This is a genomic window from Bradyrhizobium sp. G127 (genome assembly GCF_021502575.1).
In the GTDB taxonomy this organism is placed as follows: Bacteria; Pseudomonadota; Alphaproteobacteria; order Rhizobiales; family Xanthobacteraceae; genus Afipia.
The window spans coordinates 1-24,516 of record NZ_JAKFGN010000003.1 but is presented as its reverse complement, the minus strand read 5'-3'; the positions used below and the strand labels follow the sequence as shown (position 1 = coordinate 24,516).

Genomic DNA, 24,516 nt, shown 5'->3' with positions numbered 1-24,516 from the left:
CAACTCGCGTGCCATCGAAAACGGGACGGCATTTTCGCGCCTTATCAATGAGTTATGGAGCTGCTGTCCGCTGTCGCTTTGCTAACACCATCGGCGACATCGCGGGCCGTATGTTAGAAACGTTACAGATGTGGCGACTTCGCTCTGCGTCGCTGATGCCGCCGACGGTAGAATGCAGGACGTCCCCGATCGCCCTGCAGCGCCGAGAGCAGTCACCCATAAAGCCAATTCAGGCAGCGAGCAGGATTTCGATCGCCCGATCGAGCGAAATGGCGATCGGCGTCAAGCCCTGGTCGATGAAGAAACGGATTTCGTTCTTCGAGAGCTTGTCAGGTTCAACAATCACGTAGTGCGTCGCCGCAGAGCGCTTGGTGATCTGCCGCGCATAGGTTCTCAAGAGCTGGTCATTGAACCGGCAGCCAATGAAAACAAAGCTCCGCTCGGTACGGCGATCCTTGACGACGTCGGGGATCGGTGTCTGGATATCGATCTCCGTCAGAACCTCGACATAGTCGGCGTCGGAGATCAGAAAATTCTTGGCGGGCACTACGCTGCCGTGCGGCTTGTAGAGGATGGTCGTCCACGTGCCGGCTGCCGCGCGATCCGCTTCGGCACCGGCGGCATCATAAAAGCGATACCAGCGGTCCTCGCCAATCCCGGCGCGGGTAATGCCCTGGACTTCGCCCCAATCGCTGCGCTGCCCCAGCGCCGAGCGCATGGCGCCATCGTACCAGGTGTCGACAATCATGGGCAGGCGCAGTGAGGCCAGATAATGATGAAACGGCGCTGGCCCCACGGGTGTTGCAAACGCTTCGTTCATCAAAGCCGTGACCGTGGACCGGTGCTTCATGCTTTCGATGTGCTGCGCGGACGCCCACGCATTGCCTTTCGCACGGCGCGGCAGCGCGACCTTCGTTCCGAAGAACGCTGCGAGCGCTTCCGGATTCATTGGGACATCGGGCTTAGACAATTCCGCGAGACCCGGCCCGAGATAAGGCACAATTGCTCCCGCCCGCAGCCGCACGGCAATGTCAGCCAGCGACGCCTCGGCATCAACGTGCTTCATAAATTCGATATGCGGAATGGGAGCGTTCATCAATCTTCTCCCTCTTGGCCGCGCTTGCGAGCATTGACCGTGATGGGAAGCGATGTCCCTGCCGCCATTTCCGGCAGATCGAGCACCCACCCGTTCGCAATGCGAATCCAGCCGCCCCACAGCGACTCATGTTCGGTCTCAACGATCGGTTCCTCAAGATCCTTCTTCGGCACGTAGATCGAGAGACCCGTTTCCGGAGAACGTCGAATCATAACTTTCATGAGGTCAGCTCCGCGGATCGGGATGGACTTGCCGTGACATGAGCGTGCTCCTGCCACGATGGCGATGAGACCCGCAGCTTTGGGATGATCTCCGGCAGAACTTGCAAAGCCCGCTCGATGTCGTGGACGGTGTTTTCACGCGACAGTGAAAAGCGGATGGCACCGCGCAGGGCTTTCATTGGCACGTTCATCGCCAGCAGCACATGAGACGGCTCCATCGATCCGGAGGCGCAGGCCGAACCCAACGAGGCGGCAACGCCTGCCCGGTTCAGATGATGAATGATGGCTTCACCTTCGAGATGCTCGAAGGCGATATTGGAGGTATTCGGCAGACGGTTCTGCTCGTCGCCAAGCACAAAGCAATGTCCGATTCCAAGAATACCTTGTTCAAGACGGTCGCGCAGGGCGCGAACCCGAGTCTGCTCCTCGTCCATCAGGGAGACCGCCAGTTCCGCCGCCTTCCCCAATCCGACGATCCCCGGCACATTCTCGGTGCCGCCGCGCCGCCGCCGCTCCTGCGGGCCGCCGCGGATCAGCGGATTGAAACGCGTGCCTTTGCGGACATAGAGCGCGCCGATGCCCTTCGGGCCATGCAGCTTATGTCCCGACAACGACAGCATGTCGATTTCGGTCGCTTTCAAATCGAGTGGAATCTTGCCCACCGCCTGAACCGCGTCGGTGTGGAACAGCGCGCCGGTCTCGCGCGCCATCCTGGCAAGCTGCGCGACGGGAAACAGCGTGCCAGTCTCATTGTTAGCCCACATCACCGATGCAATGGCGGTGCGCGGGCCAAGCGCGCGCCGGTAGGATTCAATGTCCAGCCGCCCTCTTGAATCGACACCGATGAGGTGCGTCTTGATCCCTCGCGACGTCCGGAGATATTCCACCAGAGCAAGGATGGCGGGATGCTCGACGGCGGTCGTGACAATCTCGTCGCGGCCGTCCTGATTATCAAGAGCCGAAAGAATGGCTGTGCTGTCGGATTCGGTGCCGCCGGATGTGAACACGATCTCATGATCGAAAGCAGCGCCCAGCAACGCCTGCAGGCTCTTGCGAGCCTGCTTCACCGCCCCCGCGACTTCACTGCCGAAAGCGTGAGCCGATGAGGCATTTCCGAATTGCTCAAGAAAATACGGCAGCATCGCAGCGACAACGGCTGAATCCGCGCGCGTCGTCGCATTGTTGTCGAGATAAATCGGCCGCACGGAACGCCTCTTTCACTGTCGCTTCAATGCCGCGCTTTCGCTGCTCCAGCGACCGGGATAATGCGGACGAGTTCACCAAGCCGTTCCACAACGCGCGCCTGGATGCCTTCGAGTGTCGCGCTGGCCAGCTTGCAGAACACGCAAGCCCCTGTCAGCTTGACCATGACCTTGTTGCCATCGACCTCGATCAATTCGCAATCTCCGCCATCGCGTTGCAGCGCCGGTCGGATCTCCGCGATGGCAGCCTTGATGATCTCGACACGGTCTGTGTTCCCGGCTGGAAGTTGCTTCAAATGCTCAGCTTCAGTCAGCATGACTTGATTTCTTTCCATAACGGGATTTGACCTTTCCGAAACATGCGAAGTGCCATCCGCAGAAGGCGGCCAGCCTCAGGCAAACGATTTTCCGCAACCGCAACTTGCCTTCGCGTTGGGATTCTCGAAGGTGAAGCCCGACCCTTCGAGCGCCACCACGAAGTCGATGGTCGTGCCGGCGAGATGCTCATGGCTTTGCATATCGATGAAAACCCGGACGCCATCGCGCTCGATCACCGTATCGTCGGGATCGATCTGATCGACGAGACCCAGATTGTATTTGAAGCCGGCGCATCCGCCCGCTTCGACCATGATACGCAAGCCATCGACGGGCTTGTCCGCGGCAGAAATCGCATTGCGCACCGCATTGAGCGCGCTGTCGGTCAGATTGATCATTGCTCGACCTTCGTTTGTCAGAACCGTTGAGCAATGAACTGGCAAGTCTTATGCCACGCCTCAATATATTGATAAGTCTGATCTTTAAGCCGCCGGCTGTTGCTTTTCCGACGAGTGTCGGGTTTGCGACAGGACAGCTTGGCCCCGCACGCCGTGCTTCAGGCGTGGCAGGAAGCGTTCGGATCGATCCCGCGAAAGATCGCGCAGCGTTCGAACACGTCCAGCGTCGGCGGCACTTTCTTATGGCGGCAATACTTGGCAACGAGCTTTGCCAGTCCCTTGATGTCGCGGCCCGACGTTTCCGGGAAGGTCCCGACTAGGGTATCCAGCAGCGCGGAATCGACCGCGAGGCCGAACTGTCCGGTCATAACTCCCCATATGCGCCGCCGTGCGTCATCATTCGGCGGATGGAATTTGATCAGTGCGATGCACCGCGAGACGATCGCCTCGTCAATGTCATCGATGCGGTTCGTGGTAAGGAACAACAGGCCGTTGAAGTATTCCAGCACGCGCAGGAATACGCCAACCACAGCATTCATCGCAATATCGTCGTCACGGCGCTTGATATAGACATCGGCTTCATCGATTAGCATCACCGCGCCCCAGCGCTGGGCGCGCATCAGCGCATCCTTGAGCGCGGTTTCCATCGCCGCGACATTCAATCCGAGCTGACCGGAATGCACGCGGTAAAGCGGTCGCTGGATGATTTCGGCGTAGACCTCGGCTGTCAGCGTCTTGCCGACACCCGGAGGCCCCGCGCACAGAACAGTCGTTCCTCCGGATTTCCCGGCAACGATGTCATCTATCAAGACATCCATTTCAGCTGTCAGGATGTCGATGAGATCGGTCTGCTCCTCTGGCAGGATCAGCTTTTGCTTCAGATCGGGCTGATAGACATAAGGCGTCATGTCATCGACGTGAACCCAGAGATGATGATGCAGCTCAAGATGAAACATCAGCATGTAGGGATGGACGGGAATCCGGCAGAACAAGCCGTCCGGAATCGAAGCCTTGGCACCCTCCATCTCGCTTTCGGCGTCGTAGAGATTGCTTTTGGCGGCCTTTCTCAAATACTGGCCGAGAATATCACCGGTCACTTCAAGCGTGAGCGAACGCGTGGTCAGAATACCTTCGTCATTGACGAGGCGCGCCACGCCGCCACCCGACGATAACACCACCACGTCCTTGCGGGACCAGTCCGTGTCACAATGGGATGAATTCGGATCTTCGGTATAGAAGCCAGTGCCCCTGCCGGAAAACTGGAGGCCATACCGCCCCCGCCACGCGAAGTAACGCTCCTCGGTATCGTCGTAAGCGGCGATCAGTTCGGGCGTTTCCTTCAGAAATCCTTTTGCCGCAAGAATTTCAGGCACCGTCTTTCCAACGATGTCCCCCGCGGAAATCCTCAGCGTTGTCGATGTGATCGCGCCCTTGGCGTTGGCCTTCAATTCGATGAAGGCCCGGCCGGTCTCGTCATTGGAAGGCGGCGTATAGTCGAGCTTCGTAACAACATAAGGCAGCGGCCGGCTGGCGGCGCTCGCGGTGAACATCCAGCCGCGGATTGCATCCGTCACCAGATAGCGTGCAACCGCCGGCAACAAGGATTCCAGATCCGCTGCGATGAACCTGATGCTCTCTTCGCGGAAGGCACGCTGAAGAGTTACGATCTGAGCCAGCCGGACCTGCATGTCAGGTCCGGCCTTGCGATAAAGCTCTCGCAGAAAACCAAGTTCGGCGTCCGAAAGCTGACTGAACGCCACCTCCACCTTTTCGCCAAAGCGCAATTGCTCCTTGAGTGACGTCAACCCCGGAAAATTTGCGATCATTGTCTCGAAATCGGGCCGCTCTATCTGAAGCTTCATGCGCGTGTGCCGTATGACCTAGATCAATTGTTCCGCCGAACCGGGTATGCACGGTTCGCGCCACACGCAAACCGGCAGACAATTTGCATGGGAGGCAGGAGCGGCGTTGATACGCCGGACTTTGTCGGGAATCGGAGAAATGACATGACGACGCTTGAGAAGACTGCTCTGACCGGATTTGAGGCGACCGCCCTTGGCCGGCTCGACCGCGAGGGGCGCCTGCTCAACGCCGTCTTCAAAGGGCCGACAACGAAGCCGGGCCGGTTTGGATTCCGGGGCGATATCGCTCTCAAGTTCCAAACTCAGCTCGCGGATGAAAAGCGGCCGCCGGATTTCTCGATCGAACAGGTGTTGACCATCGTTCGGGAGGGTGACAGCACAATCCCGATTCTGGTGGGATACATCCACTCCTTCGCCTACCTGAGCGTGGTCTCCGAAGTTCTGGACGGCCTCCTCACGCCGGGCGGCACATACTTTATCTTCTGCAACAACATCGACCTGCTCGCGAAATACCGCGTGGCCCTCCGAGACATCACATATTTTGTCCTGCCTTGCGATGAATCGACAGTGTGGAAGGAAATGATGGACCTGATGAGCATCGACAAGAATGACGTCAAGAAACTCAACACGGCCGGCAAGCTCGATCACCTTCTCGACGCGGCGATGGGCTTCGATGAGAAATACGACATCATCACCTTCGAGGAAGGCGTGGCCCGGATGGAGCCGGTGAAGAACCGGAACGAAAATCGTCCCGTTTAAACGCGCCATCCGGTTTTACCTGACACGCCGCCATTGCCCTCACACTGGCGTGCTTCGTCGGCGCCCGTGTCTTCGTCCTCGACAAGTCTTACGCCTACGACGCAAATGTCGTCGTCAAGCACGGCCAGCGCCACCGGCGTGAGGCTCTGGCCCTTGCACGGTCCCTCGACGCAGCTGCCGGTGCCGAGTTCGAACAGCGCTCCGTGCTTTCCACACATTAGACGAATTCCGTTGGGATCCAGAAACTGATTGCGCTCCCAATCGAGATTTACCCCGTCATGGGGACATTTGTTGAGATAGCCGAACACCTGCCTGCCCCATCGAACCACAATGATCGGCCAAGGCCGCGGATTTCCATCGTCTCCGACGATCATCAAATGGAATCCCCTTGCCTTCTGGCTCGGGATTTCGTTCATCCTGCAAATTGCATAAGCTACATCGGCTTCCATCTTGTCCTCGTTCATGACGAAACGCTTGTCAGCCCTCCTGCTGGAAAGCGGCGATCCGTAGCATCCGCCTTGGCCAAAAGCATGCGGTTGGCGGACAGCGAGAACGCCTGCCAAGCGGCGGCGATGTCACGTAAAATCACCTGGGTATATTCCTCCGATAAGCGATGCTCATCGGGGAAATTCGACAACGCACACGATGTCCGGTTGAAAGCGATAACGTCATCCATAAGGGACTGCATGAGTTCGCCGAACGGCCGCTGCACATCCGGAGTGAGCGATGAACGGCCGCGCTCAACCGTAACACCGCTCATATCGAAAGCCAGGCCGCCGAGCACCGCTAGCGCGCTGTCGAAAATCTCTTCCATCGATTCGAGAATGGCCCGCTGTGTGAGTTGATCTCTCTGCTGGACAGCAAGGCTGCGATTGAGGCGATGACGGTAATCGTCGAACGCCGCATCTCCTTGCGCTGCGACCCATGCTCTGAACCGGGCGAGGCTCACGGCATTGATTGAAGCAGCACCATCGTTCACGGCGCGAGTATCCGATACCCCGATCTCCATGCGGCCGCGGACGCGGCTAAGCGCGCCCTCAATTCGATGCGCCGCCTCAAGCGCGCCTTCAAGATAGCCGGCGCTGCGGTGCGCGGTTTCCGAACCGCCAAGGCACAGCTTCCCGTCCCACTGCGCCCGGCGCAGCATCGGGTTGGCGGCGCCGGCATGCTCTGTCCGGGAAGAGTTGCGATCGAGCGTGCTGCAGGTAAACGGCTCTATTGCCCAATCCTGATAATGCTGTTCGCCTTGTTCAAGCACCGAGCCGAAGACCTGCGCCATCTGATTGTCCATCAGCATCGGCAAGCCGTCGTTGAAACTCGCGCGCAACTCCGGCGACAAGGCGAGAAATCCTCCCAGCGCCGCCTTTGCTGAATCCATATCGCAGGCGTCGAATATTTCGCCGATCACCGCCTGTTCATGGGTCACGAATGCGTTTCCGGACTGGCCGGCCTCGCGCCATAACGGACGATCGTAACCGATCACCACCTTGGCCTGCGCCGCCATCCACGTGTCGGCGTCGCGCATGGCTTCCCGCGTCGCGTCGTCAAGCTCGGGTTCAAAGCGAACCTGCTCTGCCAACAACCGCGGCGGAACCGCAAGCACAACGCGACGTGCTTCAACATCAACAATGTCGTCTCCCGCAGCAAATGTCAGGACAACGTAATCGCCGCCATCGCCGACACGGGAGAGCACATGACCAAGATGGGCGAGGCCAGGCGGCAATTCGGCGGCAAGCGCATCGACAAGCTGCGCCATGCCACTCTGAAGGCGATGCGCTCCTTCGTGAATATTTTTTCCCTTGATGCGCTCCGGCATTTTTTCCGGATCGTTCAGGTGGAGCATTGAACCGTCGTCATGCTGCGGGATATCGACAAGTCCCAGCTCAGCAATCAAACTCTTCAGAAGCGGCTGGGTGTCCGGCCAGAACCAGGTGGGACCGAGATCCATCGCCAGGCCGGATCCCGCGCTTGCAACTGACAGGATGCGTCCGCCCAGCCGTTCACGCCCCTCGAACAGAGCAACGGCGCGGCCTTTCCGGTGCAGGTTCCTCGCCAGAACGAGACCACACAATCCACCGCCAATGATCGCCGTATCCAGCATCGCCCAACCTTCTTCGCGCCCATCGGACAGGGCTCTGCAAGATTCGCGCAAAATCCCGTCCGCGACGCAGATGTCGGAAAACGCCCAGCCCGGTTTGCGACAGCCTTTGGCATCGGCAAATGTCCCGCTGAAATCTGTTTTCCGACGTCTCCGGCCCCATTTTGGCCGGCGCTGAACTGGCACAGAACTTGATATCCCATACGTAACGCACTGGCGTATGGAGATTGACATGAATGTCACACAGGATTTCACCTCCTGTTCCTTGGATGAACTGAAGGCGTTGCTGGACGGAGGCAAGCTGACCGTCTATTCGGTCGCGCGTCCCATCACCGCGGATCAGCCTGTCGACCGCAGCGCGCCGCTGGCGACATTTACCTTTGCCTCCCCGGCCTTTGGCGCGGTGGCGGATGGTTTGGAAAATCCCGTCTTCGCTGCAAATCCCGTCAATGCAAGCAGCGTGGGCACGCCGGGCTTCGCACGGGCCCAGAAGGCGGATGGGACCGTCGTTGCCGATTTTTCCGCGGGTCCCGGCAATCGAGAGATCAAGTTCAGCGAGGTTTCCTTCTCGCAAGGGGCGCCGGTCAAAATCACAGCGTTTCGTTTTATCACCGAGGGCGGATGGCCCGAGCGGCCGGAATACTACGATACACGGCCACGCACTGGTTATCCGATGCCCGCCACATAACACCGATCCGGCCGCGGCGATCGCAACAGCTAAGTGGATGTCCCGTTGGCGACAGTTGTCGGGTTTCCGACATGGAGAAAAGTCATATGACCTTTGCAAATCCAGAAGCGCTGGTAAGCACCGAATGGCTTGCGGAGCATCTTTCAGAGCCGGATATCAAGATCCTCGACTGCACTTGGCATCACTCCAGCACCAATCTCGATGGACGTACCCAGTATCGTGGACGTCATCTTCCCGGCTCGGTGCATTTCGACATCGATCATGTGGCGGACAAGTCCAATCCGCTTCCACACATGCTTCCCAATGCGGCTGACTTTGCAAAGAAAGTCGGACTGCTCGGGATCGGTGACGGAGACCGGGTCATCGTTTATGACCGGTTGTGCGGAGGAGCCGCTGCAGCGCGGGTATGGTGGATGTTCCGGGTCTTCGGCTATCACAACGTTGCTTTGCTCGACGGCGGCTATGGAAAATGGATTAAGGAGAAATTGCCGAGCGATATGGCCATGGTGCGGCCAGAACCAAAATCATTCTCGGCAACCTACAATTCCATGCTGGTTCGCGACCTCGGCGACATGCGGGACAATCTCGCGACCGGCGCGGCGCAAGTGATCGACGCGCGCGGCCCCGGCAAATTCGATGGAACTCAGGAAGACGTCTTTCCATTCAAGAAGCTCGGCCACATCCCGAACGCCACAAACATTCCGTGGGCCGATCTCATTCACCCCGACACGGGCGCATTCCTTACCCCGGACGCGCTGACCGCACGATTTGCGGCAGCCGGGATCGATCTTGAGCGTCCGGTCGTGACGACATGCGCCTCCGGCATTAGCTCATGTGTGGTGACGCTCGCGCTCTATCTGCTCGGGCACAAGACCGCTGCCGTCTACGATGGATCCTGGGCGGAATGGGGGCTGGCCGAGGATACGCCGGCAGTCGCTGCTTAAGAGAATCGACGGAGAGGTATGCTGATGAGCGTCACGCGAACATCGGACAGCCTGATCTGCGAAGGTGAAGACTACAAGCTTTTGACAGCGGACGATGGCGCCTCATTCGTCTTGCGGTCAAAGGCCGATCGCGTTGCCGCGCATTTGCGCGGCGAGGATGCGCTACGTTTTCGCGCCGACTATGATGCAATCAGAACTCAGTATCCTGACTGGAAGCCGGATCAGACTCTCGCCCAACTCTGGGATCAGGGCGGCTATAGCTGGCTCGCCGCACAAGACGGAGAATAACGATGCCGACACTCGTGAAGATCACGCAGGACGGACGAAAGCTGGAAGTGATCGGACTGGCCATCTGCCTCGAAGGACAGCTCGAGGCCTTTGAACTTATCGAAGTGAAGCTGCACCCCAACAAACGTGCGATCTGGGTGGTGCTGCCCGAAGCGACTCACATGGCCGGCCGCGTCGCGCTGACGCGCGAGGAGGCTGAAATCGTTACAAATGCATTCAAGGAAGCGGAAGCTCAAATTCTGGCTAGTCCGGCCGCCATCAATGAACGGTTCCGGATTGCCGCCATGTGGAAGGCGCGAGAACAAGGAATCGAGTAGTTCCCAACATCGCTCCCGAGCAGGCGACCACGGAATTCCTTGGGAACCAATCACCGACTCAGTTCATCGTGATATTACGCCGTCGATAGCAACCGCTTTCATCGCGTTCGAAGATATCGTCGATTTGCGGATGAGTAACAGGCTCGTCGGAAATATCGGCCAGCAAATTCTGCTCCGGGACATAGGTAACATAGGACGCTTGGTCGTTTCCGGCAAACAGATAATAAAATGGCTGATCCTTGCGCTACTCCGCCGCGGCATGGGTCTGACAATTTGTCGGGCACACGCGGGCGCAGGCACCGCAGCCGATGCAGGCGCCCTGATCGTTCATGACCATGATTTTTTTCTCGATCTCATCGTCCTCGTCGTCATCCAGATCGACGAACTCACCTTCGTCGGTGAGGCCCTTGAGGGTCATCACGTCGCGGCCACACACCTTGAAGCATCGGCCGCACCCGATGCACTTCTTCTCGTCGATTGCGAGCAGATACTCGGGCTTCCAGTCACGGCCGTCTCGGGTGGCATTCGTCATGATTGCAGAAGCCTCTGAGCTAGGCCGATTCAAGACTCTTCAGGACCGCACGCTTCTCCTCGAGAACCGCGAAGGCATCGTGAGCCCGCTGCGCGACATCCAGGATCGACTGCCAGTTGATGGGCAGCTCCTCCGACAAGTCGTGCAGATTCATCTTGGCATCCATTGCCCTTGCAGACAGCTTCTTGATTTCGGCCTTCAGGGTTTCCAGATCACTCATCGCTCACCTCAGTATTCTGCAACGGCTTTGAATTTTTCGATCATCTCGATGCCGGCGTTGACGTGCTTCTCGCCTTCCTGCGCCAGCTTGGCGAGGCTATCGAAACCAAACCGGTGAACGTCACGAAGCTGCTTGTTGACGACGATCAATCGCCCCCCGATCAGAACCATGCGCCCGAAGCCCTCGTGGCTCATCTTCAGCATTGGCGAAACCATCACGCCCGTCGCCCGCTCGATGGACAGCGCCACAGCATTGAAAAACAGTTCAAGCCGCCAGATCGTCTCCGGATCAGGATCGCCGATGATGGGGAGCGCCCGGCGGGCCTCCTTGTCCAGAATATAAGGCTCAAGAAGAACGAGATCTGCCTTGCTCTCCCATGCGCCGTGACTGTCCTGGGCGCGCCAGACCTTGACGAGCTCCTTGATGAAGGGCGCTTCCGCAGCGGGATTTTCTTCGATTACTGTAGCGAGCTCAGCCATGTTTTTCACTAGTCCTCGAAATCGAGAGTTCGTTCCTGGTCCTTCGACAGCGCCTTGCGCAGCCAAGGCGGCGGCGTTCCCTTCAACACGTCCTCCAGCTTGAGAAGGAGATCCGTGATCTCTTCCGGCTGATTCACCTTCATGGGATGAATGTTGCTCGCAACCACCCGCGCCGCGCCCGAGCCACCGATGGCTGCGACATAGAGAATGGCGCAATCCTTGATCGCCTCGATCTTCGGGGCGAGCTTGTCTTCGTTGCCGTCTTCCTTGAGATCACCATCGAACTGGATGGCCTCAAGAAAGCGGTGTCCTTGCGGACCGATCTCATAAATCGCGATGTTCTTCGCCCAACCGAAATGAGCGTCCACGCGTTTCAGGTCCTGGGTTGCGAATGCGATTTTCATGGTTCTCTCCGCTCGGCGTCAATGCGTTGCAGCTGCGGGCACGGCATCTTGCGACGCGGTGCCATTGAGGCGCCAGGTATCGGGTGTCGGCTGGCGATTCTCTTCTTGATCAGCAAGGATCATGTTGGCGATATCAAAAATCAAATCGCGCGTGCCGCGATAGCCGACCAGAAGCTGATGACCTGCGCCGAGCCGGTCGAACATCGGAAAGCCCGCGCGGTAGAAGGGGATATTCAGCCTCGCCGCGGCCTGCCGGCCATGCGAATGCGTGATCAGCAGATCGCATCCCTGTGCCGCCGCGCGCTTCTCAAGATCTTCGAGGTCTCCGATCAAGACTTCGTCAGCCTTGAGGCGCTCCAGCACCGGTGACTGGGTCGTCGTCACGGCAGCAGCCACGGTCATGCCCATCTCCTGCAACACGCTGCCCAGATCGTACAAGAGGTCCGGCTCGGCGCCGATCGCGAGCTTGCGGCCACCGGTGTGGAAATGCGCATCCAGCATCGCGTCCGCCAATTGTCCGCGCTGGCGGCGATATTTCAGCGGCACCGGCCGGCCGCTGATCTCGCTCAGGAATATGATGAATTCATCATTTGGAATGAGGCCGCAAAGGCGCTCGAACAGCCTGAACGGAACACCCGTCTTTTTCTTCAGCGCCTCGGCTGCGCGCTCCATCTGGGCACCGATAGTAATCGTCCATGACGCCTGCCCCATGGAGGCGATTTCCTCAAGGCCAATGCCGCCGATCGTCGTCGGACTGAAGTCTTCGGGGATATGTCCATCAAGCGAGCCCGCGATATCCGGCAGGAAGGACGGCTTCAATCCAAAGTCCTCAATGATGATGCGCAACTCGTCGAGATCGCCCGGTGTGAGATGACATCCCGGAAGAACATTGACCCGCGCCGGATCGCGCGGTGCATCAGCCTTCGGCTCTTCGACCAGCACCTCGACCATGCGCGCGACGGCCTTTTCCCAGCCGTCCTGAAACGCGTCCTTGAAATCTGGCGTCGAGATATAGACCAGCGGATACTTCGCGAGTTGAGGATGCTTCTCGCGGATCAGCTTGATGTAGCCTTCAACGTCATCGCCCTTGGTTTCGGTGACGCCGGTGGAGCAAATGCCGATGATTTCAGGCTTCTGCTTGTTGTAGATGTTCAGGACAGCCTGCTCGACATTTTCATAGCCGCCGAGCACCGTCGCCACTTCGCTCATGGCCGTCGTCTGCATCGGCACGTTTTCCTTGAAGTGCCGCACGAACAGCGTCAGTCCGAAGGAGGTGCAGCCTTGCGAACCGTGCAACAGCGGCATCGATCCGCGCAGACCAAGAAATGCAAATGCAGCACCGATCGGCTGACTCATCTTTAGCGGATTAACCGAGCAAGCCTTCTTGCTGACGGTGACGGTTGCCATCGCCGCCCCTATTCCGCCGCAACAAGCATGGGTGCGGATACTGGCGGCATCGTTGCGAGGATCTCGTCAAGCCGGATCGAACAGGCGCCACAGCCGCCCGAGGCGTTGGTTTGCTCACGTATGCCATCCACCGTCGTCAGCGCATGCGCGTGGATCGCATCCTCGATCGTTCCAAGATGGACAGTCTTGCAGTTACAGATCTTCCTGGCCCGCCGGACCTGCTCGGCACGCTCCGGGTCGGCGGCCAAGGCAGCAGCCTCGGCGGCCATCTGCACCATCGCCCTGGTCTGCCAGCTATTTGCTTCATCGTCCCATGGCGCCGGCCGACGAAGCTGCTCCCACATTGGGTTGAACAGCGCCTTGTCGATCTCCTGCACCAGCTTCACCATGCCCACGTAACCCATGTAGGCGTGGCTGCGCTCCTGATTGATATCGAGCCAGGGCATCGCCGCTTTCAAGGCGACGAACTGCGACTTGCCGCCCGAGAGCATGATGTCTGCCTTGGCGTCCTTGAGCATCTTGTACATTTCACGCGGCGCCATATCGTCGATCATGTGGGCGTCCTGGCCCATCAGTTCCTTGATGCGCTCCTTGTCCTCCTTGGTGGACTTCTTCACGCTGGTCCCGACCAGTTCGAGACCGGCTTCCTGAAGAGCCGCAACAACCGACCACGACTTGACGCCGCCGGTGATGAGCAGAACCTTCTTGTCCTTGAAGCGCGGCTTGTAAGGCTCGATCGCGGCCCAGGCCCGCGCCTCTTCGCGCGCGATCACTTTCTCGGTCCGCTCCATCAATTCGGCAGGCGCGCCGCGCTCGATCAGAAGCCGCGCGATTTCCCGCAGCGAATCGCTGGAATCCTCGATGCCGTAGAACGATCCTTCGAAGAACGGGATGCCGTAGCGCTCTTCCATCTTGCGCGCCACGTTGATCATGGCCTTCGAGCACACCATCATCGCCGCGCGTGCGCGATGCGAATAGGCCACCTCGCGATATTTTCCATCGCCCGAGATGCAGGACAGAATGCGAATGCCAAGTTCGTCCAGCAGCGGCTTCACCTGCCACAATTCGCCCGACAGATTGTATTCCCCGATGATGTTGAGGTCGTAGGGCGTGGTATAATCCGGCTCTTCCGTTCCGATCACATGCTCGAGCAAAGCTTCGCCGGCAAGCTTGTTGCCGAGATTCTTAGGACCGACAAAGCCGGGGGAATTGACCGGAATGACGGGCTTGTTGAATTTGACTGAGGCCGCCTTGCAGACCGCATTGATATCGTCGCCGATCATCGCGGGAACGCAGGTCTGATAAACAAAGACCGCCGGCGGGTCGTACTTCTCGATGATTTCCTTGACCGCCTTGTAGAGGCGCTTCTCGCCGCCGAACACAACATCGGTTTCATTGATGTCGGTGGTAAATCCCGTGCGCCAGATATCGGAGCCAGACGATCTGGCGCCGCGATTATCCCAGGAATTACCTTCGCAGGCGATCGGACCATGGACGAGATGGGCAACGTCGGTCAGCGGCTGGAGTGCGATTTTGGCACCGTCAAAGGCGCAGCCGCCCGCAGCACCGCCCGGCTGAAGCTGCTTGGTGCAACCCTTCTTGCGCTCGGCCTCCGATTTGTTCGCATTCTTGCCGCAGCCCGGCTCGTTGAAAACGTCCTGAATGGTGGCCGACAGCGAGCTCATGCGTCTCTCCTACGGAACGGGATATCTGGGCATGCAAACGAATTCTTCTCTGGTCAGTCTGCCCGCCGCCGCTCCCGGCAACACGTGTCTGGAGCGGCGGCAATGCAGCATCAGGCGTGACCTCAGCGAATGATGTCGAAGCTGAAGTCGGTCTTCGCCGGAACATTGGTGTTCCTGTCGATCTCGTCGAAGATCTTGTCGAGGATCCGCACCAGAACATTCATGCCGCCCTGATAGCCCCAGACCGGATAGCGGTGATGATGATGGCGATCGAAGATCGGAAAGCCGATCCGGATCAGCGGCGTGCCGGTGTCGCGCTCAAGATACTTGCCGTAGGTGTTGCCAATCAGGAAATCCACTGGCTCGGTGAACAGCAGCGAACGCATATGCCAGAGATCCTTGCCGGGATAGACGTGGCAGTTCTGACCGAACGGCGAGCTGTCGAACACAGCCTGAACCTGTTCCGCCCAGGCCTTGTTGCCGTTTGTCGCCAGCACATGGGTGGGTTCAGCGCCGAGTTCGAGCAGGAACGCCGCTAGGCCGAGGCAGAGATCCGGATCGCCGTAGATCGCGAATTTCTTGCCGTGGATATGCGCGCTGGAGTCCGCCATCGCATCGACCAGACGGCCACGTTCGACGGAGAGAGCTTCCGGGATCTCCTTGCCGCTGATCCGCGATAGCGCCATGATGAAGTCGTCGGTCGCCGAAACTCCGACCGGATGATTGAAAGCGACTACTTCCTGGCCGTGGTTGGCAACGAACGGCAGCGTCTTTTCCGTGGAGTACTGCTGCATGGAGATCGTCGCCTTGGCATGGATCGCGTTCGCCGCGTCCTCCAGGGTGGTGCCGCCGTCATACATACGGAACTCGCCGTCCGTCGGCGTATCGAACACGTCGCTGTTGTCGGCAAGGATGGTATAGTCAATGCCCATCAATTCGAAGATACGCTTGATCTCGCGGGTGTTTCCGACGGTATAGCCATCGAAGCCGCCGATAAAATTGATCTTCTCGCTCGGCTGGCGCTCGAGCTTGGGCGCGGTTCCGGCCTTGCCATCCCAGAAATGCTCGAGAATGCCCTTCAATGCATTGTCGTATCCGGTGACATGACTGCCAACGAAGGCGGGCGTATGGGCGAACGGGACGTCGTACTCTTCAGGCACGGAACCCTTCTCCTTCGCCGTTTTGATGAATGCATTGAGGTCGTCACCGATCACTTCCGCCATGCAGGTCGTGGAGACGGCGATCATCTTCGGCTTGTACATCGCATGGGTATTGGCGAGACCGTCGATCATGTTGTTGAGACCGCCGAACACCGCGGCGTCTTCCGTCATCGACGACGAAACGCAGGAACTCGGTTCCTTGAAATGCCGCGACAAGTGGCTGCGGTAGTACGCGACACAGCCTTGCGATCCGTGCACGAAAGGAATGGTGCCTTCGAAACCCACCGCAGCGAAGACGGCACCCAGAGGCTGGCAGGCCTTGGCCGGGTTCACCGTGAGTGCCTCACGCGCGAAATTCTTCTCGCGGTATTCCGGCGTCTTGGCCCATTCGCGAATGCGTTCGACTTCGGCGGGATCGCGGGGATTTTCGAACATCTTCTTTTTGTTCGCCAGCATCTGCTGGTATTCCGGTCCGCGGAAGAGCTCGAAGTGATCGAGCACGTGTTCTGCATTCTGCGTCATGGTGACACCCTTTTCAAAAATCGCATGTAATCGTGAGGCCCTGACTCCGCCCACCGGAGGAGCCAGGGAGCGCAGCTTATTCCGCGGCTATCAGCGTCGCTTTCGGCGCCGCCTTCCATGGCGCCTTGGCTTTATTCCAGATCGGCGAATTGATCGCCATGTCCATGTCGCGCGCGAAGATCGCGAAACCGTCATAGCCATGATAGGGGCCGGAATAGTCCCAGGAATGCATCTGCCGGAACGGCACACCCATCTTCTGGAACACGTACTTCTCCTTGATGCCCGATCCGACAAGATCGGGCTGGACCTTCTCGACGAACTTCTCGAACTCGTATCCCGTCACGTCGTCATAGATCAGCGTGCCGTCCTTGACATAGTGCTGGGCCGTTCTCTGATAGTCGTCGTTGTGGCCGAACTCGTAGCCGGTGCCGACCACCTCCATGCCGAGGTCTTCATAGGCGCCGATCACGTGACGCGGGCGAAGACCACCGACGAACAGCATCACGGTCTTGCCTTCCAGCCGCGGCCGGTATTTTGCGATGACCGCGTCCATCAAAGGCTGATACTTCGCGATGACGCGCTCGGCGCCTTCCTTGATCTTGTCGTCGAAGAAGCTTGCGATCTTGCGAAGCGACTCGGCGATCTTGCTCGGCCCGAAGAAATTATACTCGCACCACGGAATACCGTATTTCTCTTCCATATGACGCGAGATGTAGTTCATCGAGCGATAGCAATGCAGAACGTTGAGCTTCGCCTTCGGCGTCGCTTCCAGCTCGGCGAGGCTGCCGTCGCCTGACCACTGAGCGATGACGCGCAGGCCCATTTCCTCCAGCAGAATGCGGGAAGACCAGGCGTCGCCACCGATATTGTAGTCGCCAATGATCGCCACGTCGTAAGGCGACGGCTCGAACCGAGGCGCAGCATCTGCCGGGATCTTATCGAACACCCAGTCACGGATCGCGTCGTTGGCGATATGGTGGCCAAGCGATTGCGACACACCGCGGAAACCTTCGCAGCGCACCGGCACGATGGTCTTGCCTTCGTATTCTTTCGACTTCTGCTTGGAGACGGCCTCGATGTCGTCGCCGATCAGGCCGATCGGGCATTCCGACTGCACGGTGATGCCGTTGTTGAGCGGGAACAGCTCCTGGATTTCATCCATGATCTTGGCGAGCTTCTTGTCGCCGCCGAAGACGATGTCCTTCTCCTGGAAATCGGAGGTGAACTGCATGGTCACGAAAGTGTCGATGCCGGTCGTTCCGATGTAATAGTTGCGCCGGGCCGCCCAAGAATATTGCCCGCAACCCACCGGGCCGTGACTGATGTGAATCATGTCCTTGATCGGGCCCCAGACCACGCCCTTGGAGCCGGCGTAGGCGCAACCGCGGATGGTCATCACACCGGGAACCGACTTGAGGTTCGACTTGACGCCACAATCAGACTTGCCGGCTTCGTGCACATTCAAGTGCTTGGCGCGGCGCTTTGCGGTCTTTTCCGGATAGACCTTCAAGACCTCTTCGATCAGTTCCTTGTTGCGAGCCTTGATCTCCGCAACGCTCTGCGTTTTCGCTAAACTCATTTTGATTTTCCTCGCTATCCCATTTGCGGTGGCGGAGCCCGGCTCCTCGCGGGAGGGGCCGATGCCTTATCGAATGAAAAGTGTCACGCCGACATAGCGGCGAGTTTGTCTGCGGCGAGTTCTGCGGCGGTTTTTCCGACCACGGATTCGTCCACCGGCTTCATGATGCCGTGCTCCATCAGCATGTCCTCGAGCTCGTCCATGGTGATCGGGGTCGGGATGATGCCCTTGCCCTGGTTGGCATGGATCCGCGTGGCCAGCGTGCGGTAATGCTGGGCCTGAACCGAGTCCGGCGCATATTCCAGCACCGTCATGCGCCGCAGCTCGGCATGCTGCACGATGTTGTCGCGCGGCACGAAGTAGATCAGGTGCGTGCCGAGCTTCTTGGCCATCGCCTCGGCCAGTTCCAGTTCCTTGTCGGTCTGGCGTTCGTTGCACACCAGCCCGCCGAGGCGAACACCGCCCGAATTGGCGTACTTCAGAATGCCCTTCGAGATGTTGTTGGCGGCATACATCGCCATCATCTCGCCGGACATCACGATGTAGATCTCCTGCGCCTTGTTCTCGCGGATCGGCATCGCGAAGCCGCCGCACACCACGTCGCCCAGCACGTCGTAGGAAACGTAGTCGATGTCCTCATAGGCGCCGTTCTCCTCGAGGAAGTTGATCGAGGTGATGACGCCGCGGCCGGCGCAGCCGACGCCGGGTTCCGGACCGCCGGACTCGACGCACTTGATGTCGCGGTAGCCGACCTTCATGACCTCTTCGATCTCAAGGTCCTCGACGCTGCCGGCGGCAGCCGCCAGGCTGAGAATGGTGTCCTGCGCCTTGGCATGTAGGATCAGCCGGGTCGAATCCGCCTTCGGGTCGCAGCCGACGATCAGGATGCGGTGACCCATCTCCGCCAGCGCCGCCAGCGTGTTCTGCGAGGTGGTCGACTTGCCGATCCCTCCTTTGCCGTAAAATGCGATTTGTCGTAATGCCGCCATCTTGCTCTCCATGAACCGATTGCCGTTTCGCCCTTACCGCGCAGTTTGATCTTGGAAGATCCTCATTGCGCGGCGCGGTTACGGACTTTGCTCTTCCGCTTCGAGAGGCATCCAGCCAGCAACCATCGCCTTGCACAGACTGGGTTTGCAACGACTGTGCCAGCGCGCACGGCCGGCGAAACTCCCATTGATTCTAACGAGATAACGAAATCGAGCAGGCGCGAGACTCTTGTTGCAAACCCGACATCGCTGGGTGTCACCCGACGTCCAGACAGGAGGCTGTCTCAAACAAAACAACTAGCGATCCCGCCCCGATGAGTTGTTGCGAGAAAGCAGCGGCAACCACCGCGGCTGCTCGCGGTACGGTGTTTGCTTGATGGAGCAGACCAGATCAGTGAGGGCGACATGCGCATCCATCCCGAACCTTTCCGCCCAGTGGAGAACCGTCGGATCTTCGTGGTTGAAGACGATGAAATTATTCGATCGGCTCTCCAGTTCATCCTGGATGACCGCAACGAGGCGCACGCCTTCAGGAGCCTCGATCTGGCATTCGCCAAAGCCGCGAACGTGCGACCGGATGTCGTATTGCTCGGGATCGGCTTTTTACAGAGCGATGGCAAACGACGTTTGGCCGAGATCGCATGCCGATTGTCTGACGCAAAAATCCTGATCGTGGCCGATTCGCTCCGCGATCCGCTCGCACTCAGAAGCCTCGACGAGGGAGCTCACGGTGTGCTGGGCAAGCCGATTACTTTTGATTCCGTTCATGGCAAGGTCAACACCGTGCTCGACGAAAGCAGCCTGTCGCTGGTTTCACTTGGGTAACCGCCCCGAGTAACAGCCGGACCGCGGCAACAGAAAACAGGACGACAATCGCCAATGGAATCATTACCCGCGCCCAGCATCCCGTCGATCGATGAGATCATCGATAACTTCTCGTTACTGGAAGAATGGGACGATCGGTATCGCTATGTTATCGAACTGGGTCGCGGCATGAGCCCGTTATCCGAAAGTCAACGCACCGAGGTGAACAAGGTGCAGGGCTGCGCCAGTCAGGTCTGGCTCGCCACCATAGTGAGTCTTGCCGACAATCGGCCCTTCCTCACATTCCATGGTGACAGTGACGCACACATCGTGCGCGGCCTTGTCGCCATTCTGCTCTCCGCTGTGTCCGGCAAACAGGCCAGCGAGATTCTGGCGGCCGATCCTATTGCGCTATTCGATCGCCTGGGTTTGGGCGAGCATCTCACCCCGCAACGCTCCAATGGATTTCGCTCCATGGTCGGGCGCATCCGCAACGATGCCCGGGATGCGCTTGCGGATGGCGCTTGAAGCCAGCAGCTCAATATAAGGGACGGCAATTCCTCAGCTCTACGGCTCCCGTCATCTCCGGGCCGCGCATGATGACCGCTGTCGCGCAGGCGACAAACTCAACCGTGTAATAGACTTCCCCCAGAAAACTCCATCGCTCGCGAACGATCCCGGCATCCCCCGGATGAACAAGCGTCTCACCAATATCCTTGTGAGGATAAATTCCGTCGTTATTGACCCGGGTCAACGAGCGCACGGCGTCGCCCAACTTGAATTCGCGCTTGCTTGCGCCGCCGGAAGTTCGTGCAATATGCCGCCGCCGTCCATCATGGGCGACGCGGGCAATCGTGACAGGTCGTGAGGCGACAGTCTGGTAACTCATGCGAAGAACTCCTGCGCCTTCGTGAGGGCCTGAGCGAGAGCATCGACCTCCTCATGCGTGTTATATAAAGCGAACGAGGCCCGGCAGGTGGCCGTCACACCGAAGCGTTCCAGGAGAGGCATAGCACAATGCGTTCCGGCCCGCACCGCAACGCCCGCGCGATCGAGGACTGTCGCGAAATCGTGCGCATGAGCGCTTTTCATTTCGAACGATAGAATCGCACCCTTCTCGGCCGCCGTCCCAATAATCCGCAATGAATTTATCTCACCGAGCTTCTCCTGGGCATATGTCAGCAGCGCGCTTTCATGCGCTCTGACGCGGCTTTTGCCGATGGAGTCGATGTAGTCGATGGCCGCACCCAGCCCGATCGCCTGAACAATCGCAGGGGTTCCGGCTTCAAACCGATGCGGCGGCTGACCGTATGTAATGTAATCGCGATGCACCTCGCGAATCATTTCGCCACCGCCGTTGAACGGCGGCATCGCCGCAAGATGCTCGTGCTTGCCGTAGAGCGCGCCAATCCCGGTCGGCCCGTATAGTTTGTGACCGGTGATGACATAGAAATCGCAATCGATGTCCTGCACGTCCACGTCGAGATGAACGGAAGATTGCGCACCGTCTACCAGCACGGGGATTCCTCGCGCATGCGCAATCCGGACCACGTCCTTCACCGGGACCACAGTGCCCAGTACGTTCGACATCTGAGTGATCGCGACCATCTTCGTGCGATCGGTCAGCAGCTTCTCGAATTCATCAATCAGAAAGTTGCCTTCGTCGTCTACAGGCGCCCATTTGATGACAGCGCCCTGACGCTCCCGCAGAAAATGCCAGGGAACGATGTTGGCATGATGTTCCATGATGGAGAGCACGATTTCGTCGCCCGGTCCGATCCGTTCGCGGCCGAATGTCTGGGCGACGAGATTGATCGCTTCGGTCGCACCCCGGGTGAAAATAATTTCATCGCTGCGCCGGGCATTCAGAAAGCCTGCGACCTTTTCCCGGGCGCCCTCATAGCCTTCGGTCGCCGCATTGGCGAGATAATGCAATCCCCGATGAACGTTGCTGTATTCGGATGTGTAGGCCTGTGTCAGACGATCGAGAACTGCCTTCGGCTTCTGGGCGGACGCTGCATTGTCCAGATAGACCAGCGGCTTGCCATAAACCTGCATCGCCAGAATCGGAAAGTCCTCACGCACCCGGCGGACATCGTAGCTGCCGTTGCTTACCGCCGGGTGCATGGCTTCATCTCCGTCGTCCCAGCCACGCCAGCGTCGTGTCCATCAGCGCTTGGCGCAGGCCTTCATGCTCGACGGTCTCGAGCACTTCGGCGGCGAAGGCCTGAATCAACAAAGCCTCAGCATCTTTTTCCGGAATGCCGCGCGCCATCAGGTAGAACTTGAGCTGATCATCCAGAGCACCCGTCGTGGCACCATGCCCGCACTGAACATCGTCGGCAAAAATCTCGAGTTCCGGCTTGCTGTCGGCCTCCGCGCTATCGGACAGCAGCAACGCGCGAGACATCATCTTCGCGTCCGTCTTCTGCGCCTGCGGCCGAACCGAGATCTTGCCCTGAAATACGGCGCGGGCGTCGTCGTCGACGACCATCTTGAAAACCTCGCGGCTCTGACAATTGGCCGCAGAGTGATCGACGGTCAGGGTGGCATCCGCGTGCTGCCGCCCCGCCAGAAGACTCAGGCCGCGCAGATTCGTCTCGGTGCCTTCGCCCGCGAGCAGCATGAACATCTGATTGCGGACGACGGAGCCGCCGATCGTGAAGCCCAACTCGTTGAATTTTGCCCGGGCCCCGATATTGACCAGAAGCGTCGCGACGTGGATGGCCGCGCTTCCCTCGCACGTGACCTTGACATGATCGACCCGCGCTTCATCGCCAACCACCACCTGAAGCGCAGTGTTGACCTGATAATCCGATTGATCGGGACCTTCATGGGTCTCAATGAGAGTCGCACGCGCACCACCACCGGCCACCACCAGCGATCTGGTCACCATCGCCGCCGGCGTTGCAATCGTATTGACGAAAGCAAGCTGGATCGGCCGCTCGATGGCAACGCCTGGGGAAATTGTGATGACGACGCCGTCGCCCGCCAGTGCCGTATTCAGGGCGAGCGCCGGATCGCCGGCAGGAACGGTCGGACCAAGGCCCTGCGACAGCAAGGGCTCGTCCAGGGCCAGCGCTTCCGCCATTTGCCGAACGACAAGACCTGCTTCAAGATCCATAAGATCTGACAATTCCGCCACAAATGAGCCATCGACGATCACCAGCCGCCGAAAGCCGAGTTCCGTCAGCAAACCTTCCCCATCGCGCGCACGTGCCTTCGCGGCGGCGTCCGGCAGAGCCGCAAGCGGCTTGGCATCTCGCATCAACCGTCGCAGATCGGTATATTTCCAGGATTCAACGCGCGAATGCGGCAGCCCCGCGAGAACGAAATGATTGAAGGCAGCGGTGCGCACCGCGGCAATGTCGCTACCTCCCGGCAGCGACTGTCGCGACGTCGCATAGACATCGACCAGGCCGAGTTCGGCTTCTGTCCTGACCGGGCGAATTCCAACGTTCATGATCGTCAAGCCGCCTCGTTCTGATACCGAGCGTATCCAGTCGCCTCAAGTTCGAGAGCCAGATCCTTGCCGCCGGTTCTCACGATCCTGCCGGCGGAGAGCACATGGACGATGTCCGGCACGATGTAATCCAGCAGGCGCTGGTAATGCGTGATCACGATCATGCCGCGTTCGCTTGCGCGCAACTGGTTGACGCCATTGGCGACGACCTTCAAGGCATCGATGTCGAGGCCGGAATCGGTCTCATCAAGGACGCAGAGAAGCGGCTCAAGCAGCGCCATCTGCAGCGTTTCGTTCCGCTTCTTCTCCCCGCCGGAAAACCCGACGTTCAGTGGCCGACGAAGCATCTCGGCGTCGATGTTGAGTTTCTTGGCGATCTCGCGAACGCGCTTGAGCAAATCCGGAGACGACAGCTCCTCCTGGCCGCGCTTCCGGCGTTGGGCATTGTAGGCGGTGCGCAGGAACGTGATGGTAGCAACGCCCGGAATTTCCAGCGGATACTGGAACGCGAGGAACACACCCTTGGCCGCGCGCTCGTCCGGCGCCATCGCCAGCAGGTCTTCACCCTTGAACAGGATCTCGCCGCCGGTGATCTCGTAGCCTGGCTTTCCAGCCAGCACATAAGACAACGTCGACTTGCCTGCTCCGTTGGGGCCCATGATGGCGTGGATCTCACCGGCGTTCACCGTGAGAGCCAGACCGTTGAGAATCTTTCTCCCGGCGATTTCAGCCTGGAGGTTACGGATTTCCAGGAGCGGCGTCATCGCGAATTCCCTCCGTTGCGGATCTGATCCAGCACACTCATCCGACACTTCCTTCCAGCGAGATCGAGATCAGCTTCTGGGCCTCGACCGCAAACTCCATCGGCAATTGTTGCAGCACGTCCTTGACGAAGCCGTTGACGACCAGCGCCACCGCTTCCTCCTGCGACAGGCCGCGCTGCACGCAGTAGAACAGCATCTCCTCGGAGATCTTCGAGGTGGTCGCCTCGTGCTCGAACAGCGCCGACGAGTTCTTGGCCTCGATATACGGCACGGTATGCGCGCCGCACTTGTCGCCGATCAGAAGCGAGTCACACGCGGTA

29 protein-coding genes and 1 pseudogene are annotated in these 24,516 nt (G+C 59.0%); 7 read left to right on the top strand and 23 right to left on the bottom strand.

Going from position 1 to position 24,516, the window contains the following annotated elements; all coding sequences use genetic code 11:
• Window positions 1–229: 229 nt before the first annotated feature.
• From LVY71_RS19645 to LVY71_RS19620, 6 genes are all read right to left on the bottom strand, one after another.
• Window positions 230–1,096, bottom strand: a complete 867-nt coding sequence (locus LVY71_RS19645; protein WP_235101589.1) for an SIR2 family NAD-dependent protein deacylase — start codon at window positions 1,094–1,096, stop codon at window positions 230–232.
• On the bottom strand, window positions 1,096–1,317 hold the full coding sequence (gene nifT / locus LVY71_RS19640; RefSeq protein WP_235101588.1) for a putative nitrogen fixation protein NifT: 222 nt from the start codon (window positions 1,315–1,317) through the stop codon (window positions 1,096–1,098). The genes LVY71_RS19645 and nifT overlap by 1 nt, the downstream gene beginning before the upstream one ends.
• Window positions 1,314–2,522, bottom strand: coding sequence for a cysteine desulfurase NifS (gene nifS, locus LVY71_RS19635; protein ID WP_235101587.1), 1,209 nt, complete (start codon window positions 2,520–2,522; stop codon window positions 1,314–1,316). The genes nifT and nifS overlap by 4 nt, the downstream gene beginning before the upstream one ends.
• A 23-nt stretch (window positions 2,523–2,545) precedes the next feature.
• Complete coding sequence (locus tag LVY71_RS19630) at window positions 2,546–2,836, bottom strand: NifU family protein (protein WP_235101586.1); 291 nt, start codon at window positions 2,834–2,836, stop codon at window positions 2,546–2,548.
• 75 nt (window positions 2,837–2,911) lie between these two features.
• On the bottom strand, window positions 2,912–3,232 hold the full coding sequence (locus LVY71_RS19625) for a HesB/IscA family protein (RefSeq protein WP_235101585.1): 321 nt from the start codon (window positions 3,230–3,232) through the stop codon (window positions 2,912–2,914).
• 158 nt (window positions 3,233–3,390) lie between these two features.
• Window positions 3,391–5,094 (bottom strand): ATP-binding protein, encoded by a 1,704-nt coding sequence (locus tag LVY71_RS19620; RefSeq protein WP_235101584.1) that lies wholly within the window; start codon window positions 5,092–5,094, stop codon window positions 3,391–3,393.
• A 144-nt stretch (window positions 5,095–5,238) separates the two neighbouring features.
• Here LVY71_RS19620 and LVY71_RS19615 point away from each other — a divergent pair, with 144 nt between their 5' ends.
• The gene (locus LVY71_RS19615; RefSeq protein ID WP_235101583.1) at window positions 5,239–5,853 is read left to right on the top strand and encodes a hypothetical protein; all 615 of its coding nucleotides are present in this window, start codon (window positions 5,239–5,241) and stop codon (window positions 5,851–5,853) included.
• Here the strand turns inward: LVY71_RS19615 and LVY71_RS19610 are convergent.
• Both LVY71_RS19610 and LVY71_RS19605 read right to left on the bottom strand, forming a co-directional pair.
• The gene (locus LVY71_RS19610) at window positions 5,850–6,302 is read right to left on the bottom strand and encodes a Rieske (2Fe-2S) protein (protein WP_235102177.1); all 453 of its coding nucleotides are present in this window, start codon (window positions 6,300–6,302) and stop codon (window positions 5,850–5,852) included. The genes LVY71_RS19615 and LVY71_RS19610 overlap by 4 nt on opposite strands.
• Before the next feature lie 11 nt (window positions 6,303–6,313).
• Window positions 6,314–7,954, bottom strand: coding sequence for a flavin monoamine oxidase family protein (locus LVY71_RS19605; RefSeq protein ID WP_235102176.1), 1,641 nt, complete (start codon window positions 7,952–7,954; stop codon window positions 6,314–6,316).
• A gap of 229 nt (window positions 7,955–8,183) precedes the next feature.
• Between LVY71_RS19605 and LVY71_RS19600 the strand changes: the two genes are divergently transcribed.
• The 4 genes from LVY71_RS19600 to LVY71_RS19585 all read left to right on the top strand — a co-directional run bounded on the left by LVY71_RS19600 (window position 8,184) and on the right by LVY71_RS19585 (window position 10,188).
• Window positions 8,184–8,639 (top strand): hypothetical protein, encoded by a 456-nt coding sequence (locus LVY71_RS19600; protein ID WP_349629922.1) that lies wholly within the window; start codon window positions 8,184–8,186, stop codon window positions 8,637–8,639.
• Window positions 8,640–8,725: 86 nt separating this feature from the next.
• A complete protein-coding gene (locus LVY71_RS19595; RefSeq protein WP_235101581.1) occupies window positions 8,726–9,583 on the top strand; it encodes a sulfurtransferase in 858 nt (285 codons plus the stop codon).
• A 24-nt stretch (window positions 9,584–9,607) separates the two neighbouring features.
• Window positions 9,608–9,871 carry a hypothetical protein gene (locus LVY71_RS19590; RefSeq protein WP_235101580.1) on the top strand — a complete coding sequence of 88 codons (264 nt, stop codon included), beginning with the start codon at window positions 9,608–9,610 and terminating at the stop codon, window positions 9,869–9,871.
• Window positions 9,872–9,873: 2 nt separating this feature from the next.
• Window positions 9,874–10,188, top strand: coding sequence for a hypothetical protein (locus LVY71_RS19585; RefSeq protein WP_235101579.1), 315 nt, complete (start codon window positions 9,874–9,876; stop codon window positions 10,186–10,188).
• 58 nt (window positions 10,189–10,246) lie between these two features.
• On the opposite strand, the pseudogene hspQ reads toward LVY71_RS19585, so the two are convergent.
• The 10 genes and pseudogenes from hspQ to nifH form a co-directional block, all read right to left on the bottom strand.
• Window positions 10,247–10,417, bottom strand: a pseudogene (gene hspQ, locus LVY71_RS19580) (heat shock protein HspQ); the annotation flags it as partial.
• A gap of 15 nt (window positions 10,418–10,432) precedes the next feature.
• Window positions 10,433–10,720 (bottom strand): ferredoxin III, nif-specific, encoded by a 288-nt coding sequence (gene fdxB, locus LVY71_RS19575; RefSeq protein ID WP_235101578.1) that lies wholly within the window; start codon window positions 10,718–10,720, stop codon window positions 10,433–10,435.
• Between the two features lie 19 nt (window positions 10,721–10,739).
• Window positions 10,740–10,940, bottom strand: a complete 201-nt coding sequence (locus LVY71_RS19570; protein WP_235101577.1) for a CCE_0567 family metalloprotein — start codon at window positions 10,938–10,940, stop codon at window positions 10,740–10,742.
• An 8-nt stretch (window positions 10,941–10,948) separates the two neighbouring features.
• Entirely contained in the window at window positions 10,949–11,419 is a 471-nt protein-coding gene (locus LVY71_RS19565) for a NifX-associated nitrogen fixation protein (protein ID WP_235101576.1), read from the bottom strand.
• Between the two features lie 8 nt (window positions 11,420–11,427).
• On the bottom strand, window positions 11,428–11,823 hold the full coding sequence (gene nifX / locus LVY71_RS19560) for a nitrogen fixation protein NifX (protein ID WP_235101575.1): 396 nt from the start codon (window positions 11,821–11,823) through the stop codon (window positions 11,428–11,430).
• A gap of 18 nt (window positions 11,824–11,841) precedes the next feature.
• On the bottom strand, window positions 11,842–13,230 hold the full coding sequence (gene nifN / locus LVY71_RS19555) for a nitrogenase iron-molybdenum cofactor biosynthesis protein NifN (protein WP_235101574.1): 1,389 nt from the start codon (window positions 13,228–13,230) through the stop codon (window positions 11,842–11,844).
• An 8-nt stretch (window positions 13,231–13,238) separates the two neighbouring features.
• Entirely contained in the window at window positions 13,239–14,915 is a 1,677-nt protein-coding gene (gene nifE, locus LVY71_RS19550; RefSeq protein WP_235101573.1) for a nitrogenase iron-molybdenum cofactor biosynthesis protein NifE, read from the bottom strand.
• A 122-nt stretch (window positions 14,916–15,037) separates the two neighbouring features.
• The gene (gene nifK, locus LVY71_RS19545) at window positions 15,038–16,597 is read right to left on the bottom strand and encodes a nitrogenase molybdenum-iron protein subunit beta (protein WP_235101572.1); all 1,560 of its coding nucleotides are present in this window, start codon (window positions 16,595–16,597) and stop codon (window positions 15,038–15,040) included.
• 76 nt (window positions 16,598–16,673) lie between these two features.
• Window positions 16,674–18,176, bottom strand: coding sequence for a nitrogenase molybdenum-iron protein alpha chain (nifD, locus tag LVY71_RS19540; protein WP_235101571.1), 1,503 nt, complete (start codon window positions 18,174–18,176; stop codon window positions 16,674–16,676).
• 83 nt (window positions 18,177–18,259) lie between these two features.
• Window positions 18,260–19,165, bottom strand: coding sequence for a nitrogenase iron protein (gene nifH / locus LVY71_RS19535; RefSeq protein WP_235101570.1), 906 nt, complete (start codon window positions 19,163–19,165; stop codon window positions 18,260–18,262).
• 405 nt (window positions 19,166–19,570) lie between these two features.
• On the opposite strand from nifH, the gene LVY71_RS19530 reads away from it, so the two are divergent.
• Window positions 19,571–19,990, top strand: a complete 420-nt coding sequence (locus LVY71_RS19530) for a response regulator (RefSeq protein WP_235101569.1) — start codon at window positions 19,571–19,573, stop codon at window positions 19,988–19,990.
• A gap of 54 nt (window positions 19,991–20,044) precedes the next feature.
• A complete protein-coding gene (locus LVY71_RS19525) occupies window positions 20,045–20,497 on the top strand; it encodes a SufE family protein (RefSeq protein WP_235101568.1) in 453 nt (150 codons plus the stop codon).
• A 10-nt stretch (window positions 20,498–20,507) separates the two neighbouring features.
• Here the strand turns inward: LVY71_RS19525 and LVY71_RS19520 are convergent, their stop codons facing one another.
• The 5 genes from LVY71_RS19520 to LVY71_RS19500 form a co-directional block, all read right to left on the bottom strand.
• Entirely contained in the window at window positions 20,508–20,858 is a 351-nt protein-coding gene (locus LVY71_RS19520) for a nitrogen fixation protein NifZ (RefSeq protein ID WP_235101567.1), read from the bottom strand.
• Entirely contained in the window at window positions 20,855–22,096 is a 1,242-nt protein-coding gene (locus LVY71_RS19515) for a cysteine desulfurase (RefSeq protein ID WP_235101566.1), read from the bottom strand. The genes LVY71_RS19520 and LVY71_RS19515 overlap by 4 nt, the downstream gene beginning before the upstream one ends.
• A 4-nt stretch (window positions 22,097–22,100) precedes the next feature.
• Window positions 22,101–23,432, bottom strand: coding sequence for a Fe-S cluster assembly protein SufD (gene sufD, locus LVY71_RS19510; protein ID WP_235101565.1), 1,332 nt, complete (start codon window positions 23,430–23,432; stop codon window positions 22,101–22,103).
• A gap of 5 nt (window positions 23,433–23,437) precedes the next feature.
• A complete protein-coding gene (gene sufC / locus LVY71_RS19505) occupies window positions 23,438–24,196 on the bottom strand; it encodes a Fe-S cluster assembly ATPase SufC (RefSeq protein WP_235101564.1) in 759 nt (252 codons plus the stop codon).
• 37 nt (window positions 24,197–24,233) lie between these two features.
• Window positions 24,234–24,516, bottom strand: a 283-nt coding sequence (locus tag LVY71_RS19500; protein ID WP_235101563.1) for a SufD family Fe-S cluster assembly protein, incomplete at its 5' end; no start/stop codon positions are given.